This window comes from Candidatus Neomarinimicrobiota bacterium (genome assembly GCA_022567655.1).
Classification (GTDB): Bacteria; Fidelibacterota; SORT01; order SORT01; family SORT01; genus JADFGO01.
Window position 1 is genome coordinate 1 of record JADFGO010000041.1, and the last position, 18,167, is coordinate 18,167.

The 18,167-nt window shown below is 45.2% G+C and carries 21 protein-coding genes and 1 other RNA gene; 3 read left to right on the plus strand and 19 right to left on the minus strand.

Annotated elements, in window-relative coordinates:
• From IID12_05755 to pyrF, 7 genes are all read right to left on the minus strand, one after another.
• The coding region (locus IID12_05755) for a cytochrome c biogenesis protein CcdA (GenBank protein ID MCH8288592.1) at positions 1-282 on the minus strand (282 nt) is incomplete at its 3' end.
• A gap of 19 nt (positions 283-301) precedes the next feature.
• Positions 302-589 (minus strand): DUF427 domain-containing protein, encoded by a 288-nt coding sequence (locus IID12_05760; GenBank protein MCH8288593.1) that lies wholly within the window; start codon positions 587-589, stop codon positions 302-304.
• Positions 590-670: 81 nt separating this feature from the next.
• Complete coding sequence (gene moaC / locus IID12_05765; protein ID MCH8288594.1) at positions 671-1,144, minus strand: cyclic pyranopterin monophosphate synthase MoaC; 474 nt, start codon at positions 1,142-1,144, stop codon at positions 671-673.
• 19 nt (positions 1,145-1,163) lie between these two features.
• Positions 1,164-1,757: a peptidylprolyl isomerase gene (locus IID12_05770; GenBank protein MCH8288595.1), complete on the minus strand. Its 594-nt coding sequence runs from the start codon at positions 1,755-1,757 to the stop codon at positions 1,164-1,166.
• A gap of 232 nt (positions 1,758-1,989) precedes the next feature.
• A complete protein-coding gene (locus IID12_05775; GenBank protein ID MCH8288596.1) occupies positions 1,990-2,763 on the minus strand; it encodes an MBL fold metallo-hydrolase in 774 nt (257 codons plus the stop codon).
• Positions 2,760-3,341: an orotate phosphoribosyltransferase gene (locus IID12_05780; protein MCH8288597.1), complete on the minus strand. Its 582-nt coding sequence runs from the start codon at positions 3,339-3,341 to the stop codon at positions 2,760-2,762. Before IID12_05780 ends, IID12_05775 begins: the two co-directional genes overlap by 4 nt.
• A gap of 6 nt (positions 3,342-3,347) precedes the next feature.
• Positions 3,348-4,148 (minus strand): orotidine-5'-phosphate decarboxylase, encoded by an 801-nt coding sequence (gene pyrF, locus IID12_05785; protein MCH8288598.1) that lies wholly within the window; start codon positions 4,146-4,148, stop codon positions 3,348-3,350.
• A gap of 194 nt (positions 4,149-4,342) precedes the next feature.
• Between pyrF and IID12_05790 the strand changes: the two genes are divergently transcribed.
• Positions 4,343-4,921, plus strand: coding sequence for a GNAT family N-acetyltransferase (locus IID12_05790; GenBank protein ID MCH8288599.1), 579 nt, complete (start codon positions 4,343-4,345; stop codon positions 4,919-4,921).
• On the opposite strand, the gene IID12_05795 is transcribed toward IID12_05790, so the two are convergent.
• Positions 4,918-6,348: a Glu/Leu/Phe/Val dehydrogenase gene (locus IID12_05795; protein MCH8288600.1), complete on the minus strand. Its 1,431-nt coding sequence runs from the start codon at positions 6,346-6,348 to the stop codon at positions 4,918-4,920. The genes IID12_05790 and IID12_05795 overlap by 4 nt on opposite strands.
• Positions 6,349-6,563: 215 nt before the next feature.
• Between IID12_05795 and IID12_05800 the strand changes: the two genes are divergently transcribed.
• Positions 6,564-7,778, plus strand: a complete 1,215-nt coding sequence (locus tag IID12_05800) for a dicarboxylate/amino acid:cation symporter (protein MCH8288601.1) — start codon at positions 6,564-6,566, stop codon at positions 7,776-7,778.
• Between the two features lie 113 nt (positions 7,779-7,891).
• Positions 7,892-8,060, plus strand: a non-coding RNA gene (ssrS, locus tag IID12_05805) — 6S RNA.
• Positions 8,061-8,075: 15 nt separating this feature from the next.
• On the opposite strand, the gene hflX is transcribed toward ssrS, so the two are convergent.
• The 11 genes from hflX to IID12_05860 all read right to left on the minus strand — a co-directional run.
• A complete protein-coding gene (hflX, locus tag IID12_05810) occupies positions 8,076-9,353 on the minus strand; it encodes a GTPase HflX (protein ID MCH8288602.1) in 1,278 nt (425 codons plus the stop codon).
• A gap of 23 nt (positions 9,354-9,376) precedes the next feature.
• Positions 9,377-11,470, minus strand: coding sequence for a BatA domain-containing protein (locus IID12_05815; protein ID MCH8288603.1), 2,094 nt, complete (start codon positions 11,468-11,470; stop codon positions 9,377-9,379).
• Between the two features lie 71 nt (positions 11,471-11,541).
• Entirely contained in the window at positions 11,542-11,979 is a 438-nt protein-coding gene (locus IID12_05820) for a hypothetical protein (protein MCH8288604.1), read from the minus strand.
• Positions 11,980-12,045: 66 nt separating this feature from the next.
• Entirely contained in the window at positions 12,046-12,615 is a 570-nt protein-coding gene (locus IID12_05825; GenBank protein MCH8288605.1) for a hypothetical protein, read from the minus strand.
• Positions 12,616-12,619: 4 nt separating this feature from the next.
• On the minus strand, positions 12,620-13,282 hold the full coding sequence (rpe, locus tag IID12_05830; protein ID MCH8288606.1) for a ribulose-phosphate 3-epimerase: 663 nt from the start codon (positions 13,280-13,282) through the stop codon (positions 12,620-12,622).
• Positions 13,279-14,043 carry a PASTA domain-containing protein gene (locus IID12_05835; protein ID MCH8288607.1) on the minus strand — a complete coding sequence of 255 codons (765 nt, stop codon included), beginning with the start codon at positions 14,041-14,043 and terminating at the stop codon, positions 13,279-13,281. Before IID12_05835 ends, rpe begins: the two co-directional genes overlap by 4 nt.
• Positions 14,044-14,073: 30 nt before the next feature.
• Entirely contained in the window at positions 14,074-15,441 is a 1,368-nt protein-coding gene (rsmB, locus tag IID12_05840; protein MCH8288608.1) for a 16S rRNA (cytosine(967)-C(5))-methyltransferase RsmB, read from the minus strand.
• Between the two features lie 9 nt (positions 15,442-15,450).
• On the minus strand, positions 15,451-16,380 hold the full coding sequence (locus IID12_05845; GenBank protein MCH8288609.1) for a methionyl-tRNA formyltransferase: 930 nt from the start codon (positions 16,378-16,380) through the stop codon (positions 15,451-15,453).
• 32 nt (positions 16,381-16,412) lie between these two features.
• The gene (def, locus tag IID12_05850; protein MCH8288610.1) at positions 16,413-16,940 is read right to left on the minus strand and encodes a peptide deformylase; all 528 of its coding nucleotides are present in this window, start codon (positions 16,938-16,940) and stop codon (positions 16,413-16,415) included.
• An 8-nt stretch (positions 16,941-16,948) separates the two neighbouring features.
• Positions 16,949-17,263, minus strand: coding sequence for a preprotein translocase subunit YajC (gene yajC, locus IID12_05855; protein MCH8288611.1), 315 nt, complete (start codon positions 17,261-17,263; stop codon positions 16,949-16,951).
• A gap of 302 nt (positions 17,264-17,565) precedes the next feature.
• Positions 17,566-18,167 (minus strand): HAMP domain-containing histidine kinase (locus tag IID12_05860; GenBank protein ID MCH8288612.1); only part of this gene is annotated, 602 nt, incomplete at its 5' end.

Sequence of the window (18,167 nt, forward strand, 5' to 3'; positions counted from 1 at the left end):
CAGTCCCGCCGTTCTATAAAACAACGGCTGTTTGAAAAACGCGGCAAACAGGCCCGCTAAGGCAGCGCCGAGCGCTATAAACACAACAGAAAACCCGAGTACGAACGAGAGGCTGAATAGTAAAACTCTTTTATTATTCCTCTTACTCGCGTCATCCTTGAGTTCTTCCATAGACAAACCGGAAACGAACGAGATGTAGGCAGGCACAAGCGGGAGTACGCACGGAGAAATAAAGGATATAAATCCCCCGAAAAACGCCGCTATTATACTAACGTTAGACATTCTTAATTTTTCTCATCGTTTAAGATTTTTGTATCTCCACTCCCTTCCAGAACGCCACGTAATCTTTTATTTCCATTGCGGCTTTTGAAGGGTCCGGGTAGTACCAGGCGGCATCCGGATTACTCTCACCATCAACTTCTAAATTGTAATAGCTCGCTGTGCCCTTCCAGGGGCAAATTGAGCTGTTGCTGCTATCCTTAAAATATTCCTTTTTGACGCTTTCGGGAGGAAAATACTGATTTCCTTCTACTACAATACATTCTTCGCTTGCAGCAATCTCTTTTCCATTCCATATCGCTTTGACCATTTTTTTCTCCTTTATTCGCGGTCTTTCCTCTGTTCAACCGCTTATATTAACGAAAAAAAAGGAGTCAAAATGTCATTTAGATTACTCATTTTCAAATATTCCGCTTTTACCGCCGGACTTAAAATTCAGCTTCACCATGCTGATTTCTATGGCTCTGTCGAGTGATTTGCACATGTCGTAAATAGTCAATGCGGCAACCGACACAGCGGTCAGAGCTTCCATCTCCACGCCTGTTTTGTCCTCACTCCTCACCTCCGATATTATATCTATTTCCAACTTTTCTTCGTTAGGCTCGAAGTCGATCTTTATGTGCCGCAGGTTTATTTGATGACTGAGCGGAATCAATTCCCAGGTCTTCTTCGCCGCGTTTATTCCCGCTATGTTTGCAACGGTAAGTACGTCACCTTTTTTTATTTTGTTTTGAACCAGGGCGTCAAATGCCTCTTTGTTCAATTTCACTCGTCCCGACGCTATAGCTTTTCGCGAGGTCAGATCTTTATCTGAAATGTCCACCATCGAGGCGCTGCCGTCGTCATTAATGTGTGATAGCGTCAAAAAGTATCCTGTGAGTTTTTCAGTTATTCAACTCGGATTTCGTGGTCATATAAACTCTCTGCATCACCACGACTTCAAGCGGTTTGTTGCCGGGACCTGTCCTTACCGCGGCGATCTTGTCAACTACATCAAGACCTTCTATCACTTGACCGTATGCGCTGTATTCACCGTCAAGATGCGGTATGTCAACGTGACAAATGTAAAACTGACTCCCGCTCGATCTCCGCTCCGGATTTACGTCATTCCCGGTCCTTGCCGCCGCCACTGTACCCCTTTTGTGAACATTGTGGATTTCCGCGCCTAAAGTATATCCCGGACCGCCCGAACCGTCGTTCGTGGGATCATCATCGCGAGAGTTAATATCTCCACCCTGTATCATAAAGCCGGAAATGATCCGGTGGAACGTTATGCCGTCATAATAACCCGCATTTGCAAGTTTTTTGAAGTTCGCAGAATGAACCGGAGCGTTTTCTACGTCGAACTCTATAACCATCCTGCCGAATTTGGTCTCGATAACAGCGACTTCGTTTGAATCTATCGTCGGTATTTCAATATCCGTTACTGCCTGCATCACTGCCTCTATCTGTTCTGCGCTTAATATTTCATACGTCATATTTTTTCCCATCGATGTGTCGCTTTCTGATTTCTTCGCGCAGCTAAAGAGTATTCCTGCCGTTAGCAATAAGATTCCGGTTATCCTCATTTTAAATTTCTCCTGATTTAATCTTAACCTATCCTAATTTCTTGCCTGTTTTAAATCGCTTAATATCACTGTTCACGGAAATATAACTATATCAAAGGATAATTGCATATTTACTTAAATAAATCGAACGTTTTTGACAGGCTCATAGCTCGAACACCGTTCCTAATCCTTTTCGCGGTGCCTGATATATCACGTGATCGAATTTTTCGTCTCCGTTCAGCGCTGAATTTACCGCTTTAAGCGCCAGCTCCGGTGTATTCGTATTTTCAGATATATGTCCGAGTATCACCTTCGCCTGTCGACCTTTGAATATTTTGGCGATCAGCGATGCCGATTCACTGTTCGACAGATGCCCTAACCTTCCGCTTATTCTCTGCTTGATAGACCATGGATACGCCGAGTTTTTAAGCAGCTCTTCGTCATAGTTCGACTCGATGATCAGTAAGTCAACATCTTTTAATCTCTCCTTGATCAGATTGGTCGCAAACCCGCAATCAGTGAGAATACCTGTCTTTTTCCTCCCTGCTATAATTTTATACCCGACCGGTTCAACGCTGTTATGAGGTACACTAAAAGGTATGATCTTCACGCCGTTGATCTGCACCTCTTCCGTCTCCGAAATCGTGCGTAAATTCAGCGCGTGTGACAGCTCCTCCGCGATGGCGCTTGCAGTTTTTTCATTGGCATAGACGGGGACGTTATATTTCTTTGTAAACAGGTTCAGACCGCGGCAGTGATCTTTGTGTTCATGAGTAATGAATATCCCCGAAATACTCATCGGCAGAACACCTATCTCCTTGAGCATCGCCATGGTAGCCTTCCCTGAAAGCCCGATATCGATTAAAAGCCTTGTCTCTCCCGATTCGATAAACGTGGAATTGGCGTTACTGCCGGAGGCAAGAGTGATAATTTTCAATCGGCATCCTTCCCGCTGCCGCCGGGTATTTCGAGCTCGATCTCATCGCTGCACATGGGACAGCTCTCGGGCTCAAAGAGTTCCAGATCCAGCTGTATCAACGAATCGGTTTTAATGCCAAAATCTACTTTCCCGCCGCTCCGGTCAACCATTAGTGAGATCCCCGCAATCTCTCCGCCTAATTGTTTCAGCACTTCACAAACTTCGTTTACGGAGCCGCCCGTGGTTACGACGTCTTCCACTATAAGAATTCTTTGAGACTTCTCTATAGAAAATCCTCTCGATAAAGCCATTTTCCCGTTCTTTCTTTCGAGGAATATTCCGTCGCAGCCGAGCTGGCGGGCAATCTCATATGACAATATTATCCCACCAACCGCAGGTCCGACAACCAACTCGATGTCGTTGCTTTTCCATCTTTCAGCCATCTCTGTCAGAAGCGGTGAGGCGAGCCGCGGCTTGCTCAATATCTTAAATTTATCCACATACCGGGAGCTGTGCAGTCCCGAAGTCAATTTAAAATGTCCCTCTTTTAATGCACCGGACTCGACGAATAAATCTTCTATTTCTCTGTTTGTCAACACCGGTTAATTAAGAACCTCCCGCAGTGATTTCGCTTCTTCTCTTGCCCTTGAAGCAAAGTCTTCTTGATCCGAAGCATAAATAATTGCCCTTGAAGAATTTACGAGAAAAGAGTTGCTTCTGTTATTACTGAATATTTTTTTCAACTCTTCCGGATCTCCGCCCTGCTTCCCGACCCCCGGGATCAGACAGGGCAATCCGGGAGCTGATTCCACTGCCCGTTTTAACTCCTCCGGATGAGTCGCTCCAAGCACCATACCGATATTATCGTTTTTATTCCACCCGGAAAGCTTTGTTGCCACTTCGATATATAACGGATTGCCATTCCCCCCGTTGAATTTCTGGAAATCCATCGCACCCGGATTCGACGTCAGAACAAGGACGAATACGCCCTTTTCAGGATACCGTGTGAACGGTTCAATGGAATCATGACCCATATAAGGGTTCACCGTGACGGCATCAAATTCAAGTTCCGTGAAAAGTGCCTTTGCGTACATTTCCGAACTCGTACCGATGTCTCCCCTTTTACCGTCAGCTATGGAAAGAACCTCATCGGGGATCATCGAAAGCGTCTTTTCAAGCAGCCGGTATCCTTCATTTCCCAGAGCTTCATAAAACGCAAGATTAATTTTATATGCAGCTGCTATGTCTTCGGTATATTTTATTATTTGAGTATTGAATTCGATCACCGGATCGGCAGACGAGATAACAGACTTCGGAAACTTTTCCGGCTGAACGTCCAATCCGATGCACAGGTGGCTCTTTTTGCTATCTATAAGAGAGCTTAAGCGGTCTGTAAAACTCATTTATTCCCATGTTTTAAAGGATTAAATCTATCATGCCTTGATATATGTTTCAACCTTTATCAGCGTAATTCCCTTGCCTTTTTATTCTCTGACGGCTTTTTTGAAGCGGTCAGTCTCAGTTTGAGGTTATTTTTAAATATATGTACGACCTGACATGAAAAAGGATATTGTGTTATGAAACTATATTTTCACAGATGAGTGACACTGCTCTACCGGAGGGAATAGATCCGGCTTCCGCTCATTCGGCTTCAAAGGTCATCAGAAATATTGACGGTGGATTCACGATTGAACTTCTTCGGTCGCTCGGTAAAGAAGATATAAAACCTTTGATAAAGATTTCTCAATCGCTCGTGGATAGCTTTGAACTGAAGCTGCTCGCAACCAAAAAGGATATTCTCAGGTATTTTAATCCACCTTCAACGCTTCCTTTTATCGCACGTCATCACGGAGATCCTGTCGGTTTCATCATAGGAGTCCCGCTTGAACATTTTAGCGACATGGAGTGGGCTGCCGTAGATGAAAACCTCGGCGCTGAGAACACTCTTTATACTTACGCCTTCGGCATCATCCCCTCACATCGGGGGAAGGGCGTTGCTTCCGAACTGAAGAAGACTTATCTCTGGTGGTGTAAAGACCGCGGTTATAATTACGTTACAGGATGCGTCAGGGAGGGAATATCAACTCAGATGGGTGGAGATACGAGGATCATTTCGTATTTCGATGACTGGAACGGAACCGGAATAAAGTTCGAATATTACCGGCGGACGCTCTAAGGGAATATGCCCAGCTGAAGATAGGTCTTGGCTACCTTTTCTATTGCGAGCGCAAACGCGGCTGTTCGCAGGTCAGTAACCTTTTTTCTGCGGTTATGTAATTCCATGATCTCCCTGTAAGCATCGCGCATAGTTTCCTCTAATCCCGAATTGACGAGGTCTATCTCGTCAGGTCCTTTGATAATGGACTGTCTGACTTTTTTATCAAGCCTCTTTTCAAGAAATCGATCGCTTATGTTCAGTAATCGCTCTGTTTTTATTTCATCGAACCTTTTTTCCATCCTGCCGTATCTCATATGAGTCAGGTTTTTACCCCACTCAAAGTAAGAAACCGTAACACCTCCTGCGTTCAGGTATATATCAGGGATTACCAATATGCCTTTTTTCAGAAGTATATCTTCCGCGCCGTTCGTTGTGGGTCCGTTGGCGCCTTCGGCTAATATTTTACATTTGATTCGTCCGGCGTTTTCAAGCGTGATCTGATTTTCTAAAGCTGCCGGAATCAGAATGTCGCATTCCAACTCCAACACGGCTTTTGGATTTTTTAATGTTTTAGCGCCGGGAAAGTTTCTTATCGAACCCGTTTTTTGTCTATGTTTGATAACCTTAACCGGATCGATCCCCTTCGGGTTTATTATGCAGCCGTCCCATTCGCCTATACCGACAATTATGCATCCTTCTTCGTGCATAAACCTGGCGGCGTTCCATCCGACATTACCAAAACCCTGTATAGCAACGGTTTTCCCTTCAATTCCGGTAGATAGTCCGATGCGTTTCATCGCCTTTTTATCAGAAGTGGCTTCCTTTATTCCATATTGTATACCTCTTCCGGTCGCCTCTCTTCTACCCTGAATTCCGCCCTGCTCCACAGGTTTACCCGTTACGCATGCCATGTTATCTAAACCGCCCGGGTGAAATACGTCGTAAGTATCCGCAATCCAGGCCATCTCACGCGGACCGGTTCCCATGTCCGGAGCCGGCACGTTCTCTCCCGGACCGATGAAGTTTTTTTTGATCAACTCCGCCGTGAATCTCCGGGTGACTTTTTCCATCACACTTCTATTGTACTTCCAGGGCGCAATTCGAACTCCCCCCTTAGAACCGCCGAACGGGACGTTTACGATAGCGCATTTATAGGTCATAAGAGCCGCAAGCGCCATGATCTCGTCCTGTGATACTGAGGGACTGAACCGGATACCACCCTTCAGCGGTTTTTTATGCTGGCTGTGTTCCGCCCTCCATCCGAGAAATAGTTCGTAGTGACGCCCTACCTTAACAGGAAACTGCATCTGATAAACCGCATTACACTCCCTTATTTGTCTTATCAGCCCTTGAGGAATATTACAAGTCCGTGCTGCCTTATCAAATTGCTTCCCAACGATATTATTGAGGTTTAAGTCTTCCTTAACCGTCCTTTTTTTCGGCATTCGATTCACCTTTATATTTGAAGATTATTTTTCTTCCTTACAATCGACCTATTATCGGATATTAGCCCGTAACATTCAATATATATTTCACTTATACCGCAATTCTATTCCGATTATTCGAACATTATACCATAGATTATTTCCTCTTGCCGATAAGGTTGCTGAGTCCTATACTGCATAACCTATATTCTAAATCAGTCACCTGCGGAGACGATATTGTGAAATTGAAATTGCACTGGCAAATTTTAATAGCCCTTTTTCTCGGGGTTATTGTCGGCGCTCTCTTCGGCGAACGAATAATTTGGATATCTTTTTTGGGCGATATCTTTCTCCGACTCCTGAAAATGATAATCATTCCGCTTATCATTGCTTCGATCATCTCAGGTGTGACGAGCGTCGGCTCAGCCAAGAAACTCGGTAAGCTCGGCGCTAAAACCTTCATTTATTACATTAGCACGAGTTTATTGGCTATTATCACGGGACTGATACTCGTCAACATTGTTCAACCGGGAGTAGGTGCGGACTTAGGTCTCGAAGAAGCCCCGACGGGACTATCCACGATTGACTCCCCTGTCGATATACTTTACAGATTGATCCCGGTCAATCCTGTTGCATCCATGGCTGACGGAGAGATATTACCGATAATTTTCTTCTGTATCTTTTTCGGATTTTTCGTCACCCGCTTACCGGAGTCTTCTCGAATCCGTGTAACACAACTTTTCGAAACGTTTTTTGAGATAATGATGAAAATGACCGGAGTGATCATCAGGCTTGCGCCGATTGGGGTTTTCGGACTTATGGTCAAAATTGTCGCCAAGACGGGATTTTCAGCGTTTGTCCCGTTGTTGAGCTACATGTCGGTAGTAGCGGGCGGCCTGTTGATTCATGCGCTCATCACGCTTCCGTTGGTATTAGCACTTGTAGCAAAGGTCAATCCGTTAGAATTTTTTCGGAATATGAGTGATGCCCTCACCACGGCGTTTTCGACCTCTTCTTCGTCAGCCACTCTCCCTCTGACGATTACCAGCGTACAAAAAAAGGCGGGCGTATCAAACAAGATAACCAGTTTCGTCCTTCCTCTCGGTTCAACCATCAACATGGACGGAACTGCTTTGTACGAGTGTGTTGCTGCAATATTCATCGCACAGGCTTACGGCATCGACCTTTCATTCACCCAACAGCTCATTGTGGTAATGACCGCATTACTCGCCTCTATCGGCGCCGCCGGAATTCCGATGGCGGGTCTCGTTATGATGAGCATCATTTTAAATGCGGTAGGTTTGCCTCTCGAAGGCGTGGGATTGATAATAGCGGTCGACAGAGTTCTCGATATGATGAGGACTACTGTAAACGTCTGGAGCGATTCGGTCGGCACTATCACAATCGCGAAGTCTGAAGGCGAAAAAGTCATGGTTTCCTCGTCGGAATAAATATTTCTCTTCTTAGTTGATTTATTAATTTCGAATCGGTATCTTATTAATGGACGTCAGGTATGTAACCCAAATGGGAGGCGCCATTGATCTTTGACATAGTCTTTCTGATTTAGACCCCGACGATCAAGAGTGTTTCATTTGGAACCAACACTCTTAGTTAGGGAGCCCAACTCAGGACGTGGAGTGCATGCCGCCGTAAACAGGCGGAAGCGTGAAGCGCCCTGGAGGTGCCCACCGTGAACGATACGGTTCCCTTGTAACCACTCCGCCGGGGTCTATGATTTTTTGGGGAATCTATTCTGCGAGTTTGTTTACTTTATTTTGAATTTTCGATGCCGCTTCAACGGTAGCTTCGAATTCTATCAGAATTTGACCATCCATTTGACTGACGTTCAGAACCCTGCCGGATGAATGTATCTCTGATAAAAAACGACTTTCGCTGACGGGGATCGACACTGTTTTTGTTACGTTTTCGAAGGAGATTTTTTCATAAATTTTATCCTTCAATTCTTCCAACCCCTCTCCCCTTGCGGCTGAAATAAATACCCCGTCCGGGAAACTCTTCATGAGTGACTTTTTCTTGCCGCTTGATTCTACGAGATCAGACTTGTTAAAAACGTGAATCATCGGCTTATCCTCTATCCCTATTTCGTGGAGCACTGACGTCACCGCTTCCATCCGTGCCGTTATATTAGGCTGACTCGAATCGATCACATGGAGAAGTAGATCGGCCTCAATAGTTTCCGAAAGAGTACTCTTAAACGATGCTACGAGATCATGAGGCAGTTTCCTGATAAATCCGACAGTATCACTCAAGAGAAGTTCATCACCCTTCCGGAGAGACACTTTGCGTACGATCGTATCAAGAGTTGCGAAAAGTTTGTCTTCAACGAGAGCGTTTGCGCCCGAGAGGGCGTTTAAAAGTGTAGTCTTCCCGGCGTTCGTATAACCGATCGCAGCTGCAAGCTTGAATCCTCTCCTGTTCGCCCTCCGCACCGCCCTCTGAGAATCGATCTTATCGAGCTCTTTCTCGAGTTTTGAAATCCTCCTTCTAACCGCCCGCCGGTCAGTTTCGAGCTGCGTTTCGCCGGGTCCTCTTGTACCGATAGCGCCTTCCTGCCTTTCGAGATGCGTCCACTGTCCGGTCAGCCTGGGAAGCAGATATTTGTTCTGAGCAAGCTCTACTTGAATTTTTGCTTCCTTGGTTCGCGCATGAAGCGCGAATATATCGAGTATCAAGCCGGTTCGATCTATTACGCTGCACTCTAATATTCTTTCAAGCGATCCCGCCTGTGCCGGCGATAGCTCGTCATCAAAGATCACTAAATCGCATTCCCGGCTCTTGACTTCATCCGACAGTTCTTTTGCTTTCCCTTTCCCGATATACGTAGCAGGGTTGATTGAAGTCATCCGTTGAAGCATGACATTTATAACTTCAGCGCCGGCTGTAACCGCCAATTGCCGCAGCTCTTCCAAGGACTCTTCGAGCTCCTCCTTAGCAATATCGCTGGTTCCCACACCCATCAGGATTGCTTTTTGCCGGCTCTTTATCTTTGATCTGATCTTTGTCAATTCTTAGCTCTAATCCAGTACGGTCAAGGCTTCACACTTAAAGCCGATCGTGCGTCGGAAGTTTTATCGACCTTTCTCTTCTTACCCTGCAGCGCCATTTCGGCTATCAATAAAAGTAATGCAAGGAACGCAAAATAACGCCATAATTCAACACCCAACCGGGACTCGATGATATCTGATTTGATTTCGGAAGGAGAGCTCCTGCTGACGTTAGCGGCGTCGAACTTCCGATAATAAAAGTCGAGATCTTTTTCCGGAGCAATCTCTTCTTCAGATACGTTTACAGTTTTAAGCGCAATCTTTTCTCCGTCCGCCCTTAAAAAATATGAACCCGGAGCATAGGTCTCTTCAAATTCAGCGACCAATCGTCCTCCTCTCTCAGCGGGCAGCAGATTGTATTTGATGCCGCCGGGTGTAACCAGTTCGAGATTCTTTTCAACTTCGTTCAGTGAAAGATCAAATGACAGCTTATTCCCCACTTGAACCGTGTCACTAAAGGCTGAGTGTCCCGTCATCGAATATTCGACACTTCTTGAAACGAAGGGTACCCATAGGCCTTTTAATGGAAAATCGTTCCAATCGAGCAGAGGAGCGCTCAGCATCATTATTATATTTCCTTCTCCCAACCTGAATTCTTTTAAAAATGGGATATTACCCTCCAAACTTATTAGATCATTACCGATCTTAAAATCGTTTAAGGCATAATATTTTTTTACTTTAGGAGAACTGACAGCGTCGTTGTTTGTCAAAAAAATTCCCGCAAACAGAGGATGCCCCCAATCGATGAAATCAAACGGTAGATAACTGTCGATATCATCACCCGTCTCGATTATCCCTCTAATTCCCGGAAGTCCTAACCTTACGGCAAAGAGTCTGTTGTATGTTTCTATATCGAAATCCTTTCCGGGGAAGATCAACAGCCCTCCCCCGTTACGGACGAACGATTCCAACCGTTTTCCTAACATCTCGCTGTTGGGTGAAGTTGCCGTCAGCAGGATCACGTCGTAATCCTCCATCACTACCTTGTCCGTTTCAAAAGGAGTAATCTCTTTAACATTCGTGTTCCAATTTGCAGATGAATAAGATTTGAGAGCTAACAGAGTGAAAAGAAGATCGGTTTGTGAGCCGATTGCAAGTACGTTTACCCGTTCAGGGACATAGAGGTAAAAATATCTTCTGTTATCCGCAGCTAACGCATCTTCTGTTATTTCCGCGAATCCCTCTAAGAAACCCTGACCGCTGACGGGAACAACGAAGCTGACTTTTTCATCGCTTCCCATTACGGGGGACAATGTAGACTGTCCGACCCTTTTCCCTTGGAGGAACAGGTCTACTCTAACGTCTTGCCGCTCAGTCGAGTTACTGCGAAGAATTACGTCAATGCTCGCATTCCCCCCGTTTCTTAAAACTTTTGTGACTACGTCGATTTTCCTGACAGAATAATTGACTTCATCACTTTTAACCTCCACAAGATAATAATGAACGTCCGGCGGCATGGAGTCATAGGCAGATTCCCCGTTTTCTCCGGAGCTTAGCTGGTAATCACTCAGTACGAACATCTCCTTGTTAGCGGCTTCAACAGTGCTCAACATTTTCAGACCTTCCTCAACACTATTCATAAGATAGGAAGATCCGTTGGTAATTGTGATTCGGTCGACAGCGTTATTTTCTTTTTTCAACCAGACGGACCGACCATCCCGATCAGCTAAATCAATAACCGTCGGAATTATCGCAAACTTATCCTGCTCATTCAAAGTTAAAATTATTTCCGACAGCGCAGTCAATGCCCTGTCAAACAGAGAATCATCTCTATCTTTAAGACGCATGCTGTGCGAATTATCGATAACGATCACAGCAGCAGTTGATACCGAAGACCCCGGTAGATAGCCGCGGAGCGTCGGTCTGCTGAAAGCGAGTACGATCGAAATTACCGCGAGAGTTCTTATCAGCAGCAGCAACAGCCGTCTTATTTTCAAACGGTTCATCTCTTTTTTTTCCAATTCCCGCAGAAACATTAAACTACTGAATTCTATTACGTCCTTTCTTTTCCTGTTCAGCAAATGAAGTATCAGGGGAATCAGCGCGGCGGATAGACCCAGCAAAGCAGCTATGTTCAAGAATCCGAGCAAACTATGAGAAATTATTTAAGTGAGGTAGTATCACCTGGCTTAGAAAGGTTATGTTCTGATTACTTACTGTCTATTACATCTTCTGTCAGAGAAAGAGCGATTCCCGAAAGCATTACTTCAGGACCCAGGGCTGTAAAATCGCCCGAAAGCAACTCCCTGTCCACGTTTGCATAGAGAGAACAACCGGCGCCTTTTTCAACGATAAGTCCCGAAAGTTTGCCTGAATCCTCAGTAATGAAAGTCACCTCGTCGAGCATCTCGCTGACGACATAGCCGGCGCAGAAATGAAGCTGCAAATGAGCATTTAAAGTGTAAATGGAAATAAGGTTGCCTTCTTTTTTCCCTATCGGAATTTCCGGATAAATCTCAAGCGACAATTTTCGGTTTTCCTCTTTGTTTTCGAGAATAAACCTGTAATAATTCGGTCCTTCCTTGGCTTTTACACCGAGAACCTCTTCTATCTCTGCTATGTTTTCTTTTGAAAATGTGGATGCCATATTATGTTTTTAAGCGTTTTAAGGATAGTAAATTTATTGCCTTACGATGCAATAATCAAGATGTATTTAACTTCCAACCGATTGCATTACCAGAGCGGTTAAAATCGGCAGCGTGAGATTATCGTTGACCGGGATAGGTAATAGTTCAACGAGAGTGCCTACGAAGAGCCCCACGAGCATCTGCTCGACGCTGAGATTCCTCATTGCAATCATGATCAGTCCCGTCGATGCGAAAAACGCAGTCGAGCCTTCCAATGTTTTTTGCCAGAGATGAATTTTACCATACGCTGTTCCCACGATTGCTGCGGCGGCATCACTGATAGACACGAGAAGCAGTGCGATAACAGCTATATCTTTCTCAAAAAAATATATGGTAATCCACGCGCCTGCAAGCAAATAGGTGGCACCGGACAGCTTCCTTTCCTCGGCAACCCGCATAATCGGTGCAAAAATCGGGTGTACCCGGCTGCGAATCCGGGGGATGAACAGCCTCCCGATTTCAATGCTCAATGACAGAACGAACACCGCTGCCAATATCACCAAAGTCGTATCTCTTTCGATAAATAAATACCCGACAGGTATCGAAATAGAGATCAGATGTATCAGTTTTCTCCTTATTTCAAGTTGAAGAGCCATATAGTTATGAATCCATATTTGAATTTGCTTTTTCGGTCAGGTCTCTGAACATCTGTACCGGGTTCTCTGAATGGAATATCGCGGAACCGCTCACCAGTAGGTCTGTACCTACGTTTGAAGCATCCCGGACCGTATCTAAATTTATCCCACCATCCACCTCAACTAACAAATTATCCCTCTTTATGCGCTCTTTGGCTTTTTTAACTTTCTGCAAAGCGGATTTGATCATCTTCTGACCTCCAAAACCGGGATTGACGGTCATGACAAGTAAAAAATCCAATTCATCTGCTATCTCCATCACTGAAGAGAGCGGAGTAGCGGGATTGAGGGATACTCCGGCGATTGCCCCTCCGGATTTAATCTCATTCAGAAGACCATGGAGGTGGTTCGTTGCCTCTTCGTGAACGATAATGGTTTCTGCGCCCGCATTCAAAAAGTCCTCAAGAAGCTCTTCGGGATTGGTCACCATTAAATGAGCCTCAAAATGCAGGCTGCTCTTATCTCTCAACGATTTTACGACGGGAGCGCCGAATGTGAGATTAGGGACGAAATGCCCGTCCATAACGTCGAAATGCAACCTTTTCGCTCCTGCCTCTTCCATGAGAGCTACCTGTTCGGCAAGTATGGAAAAATCGGCAGACAATAGTGACGGAACTATTTCGGTCATATTTCTTCCTCCGGCTCCGGAATCTGATCCAAATCTGTAATACTCACGATCAGATCAACAGGCAGCCTTTTGTTGAGCCTGGTTCCCGGTTTTACCGACTGCCATAATACGGTATAGGGAATGAGATCTTCACCCAACTTGTAGCTGATTTTACCATCCATCAACCCGGCTTTGGCTATCATTTCTTTAGCTCTCTTGAGACTTTTTCCCCTGAGTTCGGGAACTCTAAAATGATCAGGTTGACCTCCGAGCGACACCGTTAACCAGATCGGAGTCCCCCTTTTAGCTTCGATGTTCGGGGGAAGAGATTGGGCTATAACCGCTCCTTCCAAAATCTTCTCTGAATAATCAAAAAAGACAGAATCTATTTTAAATCCGGAGCGATCGATTTTAAGTTTCGCGTTTCGTTGTGACAAGCCTATTATATCAGGCACAATCAAAAGCCGCTCTTCCAACGTCGGAGTCAGGTACACACGTCTCCCTCTCTTCACTTTTGAAAACGGACGCGGGTTTTGCTCGTATACACGGCCCGGCTCAAATGCAGTTGTAATTTTCGGCTCCTTTTCTATCGGGATAAACCCTCTGCTTTCCAATAATGTAGCAGCATCCTCCATGACCATTCCCTGCGTATCAGGAAGTATAACCACCTGACCATGTCTCACATACGCCGGCATGACGAAAAAATCCATTATCATGCCGATAACCCCTAAAATCAGCCCGGTGTAAAAGATGTATTGAAGCACATTCCAGTATTTTTTCAAATTCAAGCCGTGATTTTATCTGACGTCAAGTCAGCTTTTTAATAATCGGACGCTATACGAACCGTCAATATAGTGTTTAAAAGGATAGGTTGCAACGGCGCCGGCTTCGGTTAAACTCTCTTCGACAAAGCCAGCTGCATCATCTACTTTAAAATTTTCGTGCTCTTTCAGGAATTTCCGGATGACGTCGCGGTTTTCCTCCGGTTCCATCGTGCAAGTACTGTAAACGAGGACCCCGTCTTTTTTCAAATATCTTGCCGCGTTTCTCAAAAGGTCAATTTGCAGTGACGATAACTCCTCGATATCTTTTTCTGATTTTTGCCAGCGGATATCGGACCGTTTCGCAAATACACCGGTGCCGGAACATGGCGCATCCACGAGAATTCTATCTGCCGTAGGGAGGCTGATATTTTTCCCGTCCCCCTCAATGAATTCGACTGACCTCAATTTAAGCCTTTCCGACTGCTTTTCTACTAAGGAAAGGCGGTACTTATCGGAATCGACGGCAACAATCCTCCCTTTATCCTTCATCTGTTCGGCGATTGCTCCTGTCTTCCCTCCCGGCGCCGCACACATGTCGATCACCGTCTCTCCCGGTTGAGGATCAAGCAGGAGCACAGAGAGTCCGGCGCTCACATCCTGAACGGTAACCTCTCCTTCTTTTATTGCATCCCAGCTCGAAATATCAAATCCTTTTGGGAGCGTATAGTATGTTTTCGCGTAGTTTGACAGTGCTATCTTTTGATTCTCATCATGCAGAGCGGAGTCGAGCCGAGGATGATTGTTACGCAACATGTTCTTCCTGACAGTTATCACCGGTACGGAATTGTTAAATGAACAGAGTTCTTCCGTATCGCTCAATCCGAACCTGCTCAACCACCTTCCAATCACCCATGCAGGATGTGAATATTCGACAGAGAGGCGTTCGTGCGTGGGAAGCGAGCCGATTTTCTCATCTATTTCTTCCTTCCTCCTTTGAAAATTTCTCAATAGCGCATTGACAAGTCCCGCCATTTTCCGATCTTTTAACCGCTTGGAAAGCTCCACCGATTCATTCAACGCCGCATACGGCGGAACGGAATCCATGTATATCAGCTGGTACATTCCGATAAATATGATATACTTTATAGGGAGCGGAAGATTCGTTACCCTGCCGTCAGACAATTCCACCAAATAGTAATTCAATAACCCCTGCATTCGAGTCACGCCTTTTACCAACTCCATAAGAAATTTTTTATCACGAGAGGGAATATCCGACCTGCCGAGAGCATCGCTCAGAAGTCGATCGATATACTTCCCGGTTTTTTTTGACTGCAGCAATAAATCGAGCGCTAATTTGCGAACATTCCCGTCATCAGGTCGTTTGACTCTCTTCTGACTTAACATCTCAGTCGTCATGTTATCATTTTAGGTTAGAGTGTCCCCGGTTGATAGATCTACTCCCCTGAGAAATTCCGACGTCTCCATTCTTTTTTTACCCTGACGCTGAAGTTCGAGAACTTTCAGACTCCCATCGCCGGTAGCAACTGTGAAATAACTCCCGGTTATTCTACTAATCTCTCCCGGTGAATATCCCTCGACCGTTTCATCGCTTATCTCAGTTTTGAAAATTTTTATTACCATGTTGTTGACCCGTGCCGAAACGCCCGGAAAAGGCGAAAGCCCTCTAACCTGGTCGTGTATCCTGCCGGCTGAGTTATCCCAATTTATTTTAAGGTCATCTGACTTGATCTTCGGGGCGTTCGTCGCTTTTGCTTCATCCTGAGGGATTTCTTTCAATTTTCCCGATTTTATCCTTTCAATCGTCTTCAACAGCAGATCAGCGCCAAGTTCAGCAAGCCTGTCATGGAGCGACCCGAAATCTTCGTCTTCAGCTAAAGGGAGAGATTTCTGAAGTAGAATATTTCCCGTATCTACTTCCCGTCGGATAAAAAACGTCGTGGCGCCGGTAATCTTTTCGCCCGCCATTATTGCGCGTTGTATGGGCGCGGCACCGCGATAAAGGGGCAGCAGCGAAGCGTGAAGATTTACCGTGCCTCTTTTAGGAATACTTATAAGCTCGTCGGGAAGTATTCTGAATGCCACAACGCATGATAGTTCTACGTCGAGTGATGCGATTTCTCTGATAAAGGAGGAGTCCTTGAGGCTTTTCGGCTCCAAAATAGGAATTCCCATGTCAGCAGCCGCACTCTTAACCGGAGTCGGGATCAGCTTTTGTCCTCTACCGCTTTTTTTATCAGCTCCGGTAACTACCGCAACCGGTTTATACCCGCTCTTCGCTAACTTTAAAAGGCTGGGAACAGCGAAATCGGGCGTTCCCATAAAAATAATATTCATTTTAAATCGTTGAACATGAAGAGTTCAACCGTTTAGACCCCCACAGAAATGTCCCCGCGCGAAATCTTCTGAAGTTTTGATTTGAGCAGATCGCGTTTGACAGGGCTCAGGTAGTCAATCATAAGTCTGCCTCTCAGATGATCGACCTCGTGCTGAATGACTCTCGCAAGAATCCCATCACATTTAAGGTCCTTCTTCACTCCCTTGACGTCCTGAAACTTGATCCTGATCTCTTCAGGTCTCTCTATTTCGACTCTCACATCCGGTATGCTCAAACATCCTTCTTCCATCACACAGCTTCCCGAGAGCTCTTTAATATCCGGATTGACCAGTATCAATGGTTCTACTGGTTCCTCATCTTCTTCGCTGCTGACATCGATTACAATAAGGCTGCGTAAGTCGCCTACCTGGGGCCCGGCTAAACCTACCCCGTCGTTCGTACGCATCGTTTCAATCATTTCCTGCGCAAACAGTTCGAGGCTGTGATCGAAATCCTTGACAGAATCGGTCTCCTTCCGTAAGATAGGATCTCCGTAATATTTCAGACCGAGCTGGCTCAAATAAAAACCTATTTATCGAGCTGGGATGCTATAGCGCTTCTCGAAACTCGAACTTTAACGTTATCAGCCACTTTCAATATGAGCACTTCGTCCTTATCCTTAACACCTTCAATAGTACCGTGTAGGCCCCCGACAGTGACAACCTTATCTCCCTTCTTCAATGATTTTACCATAGCCTGTTTCTTTTTCTGTTGTTTCATCTGAGGTCTGATAAGGAGAAGATAGAATATTACGAAAATCAGTATAAATGGAAGCAAGCCGAAAATACCGGATCCTTCTCCGCCATTTTGCGGTTGACCCATCAATATCAATAGTGTCAGCATATCATCCTTCTTTAAAAAATACGCATGATGTTACTCTAAGGGTATTAAAAAGTCAAGCGTAATCAGGGAAGAAATCGGTAAGCCCGGGTAAAAAAGGTGCAACCTTTTGAGGGGATTTTACGTCCTACTCTATAGAAAAGGAAAAGATCGCATTGATTTTCTTTTCACGCTCCCTTGGCTGCTGATCGATCCCGGCAAAGATCGGCAGCCAAACTTTTTTTAAAAGCCCTCACTAAAATATTGGGATCATTCATACCCTATGTCAAGCATCAAACAAAATATTTATTCCGGTACTCTTAAACTCACTTTGAAGAAAGAATTATCTGCATTGTCGTTCCTTCGTCCTGTTTCGATTCTTTTAGAGACAGTTCACCCCCATGATATTCCTCAATTATCCGTTTTGCAAGACTTAGACCGAGTCCCCATCCCTTTGATTTCGTGCTGTAACCGGGCTTAAATATCTCTTTTCTGAATCGTCCTTGAATACCGACACCATTGTCCTTAACGGTTATCTCCACCTTCCCGGTTTTGTCGTTGAATGATGAAAATATCTCGATTTTGCCATTATCACGCGATATTGCGTCCGCGCTGTTTTTGATAATGTTTTCAAGCGCCCACTCAAATAAATCTACGTTGAGTGGAATCTCCGGAATATTCTCAAGATTAGCCGTCAACTCTATCGTTTTCCCCTTTTGCGGAAGTCTTTTTTTGAGATATGCCACCACCCTTTCGATAACTTCATTCAGATTTGACTGCTTTAAACCACCCCCCGTCCCGATTTGAGAAAACCGGTTTGCTATCCTGTTCAACCGCTTCACGTCGGCTTTCATCTCAGAAAGCAGTTTTGAAGTCTTATCTTTATCAGCGTCCTCAAGCAATTCTAACCAGCCCAACAACGAGGAAA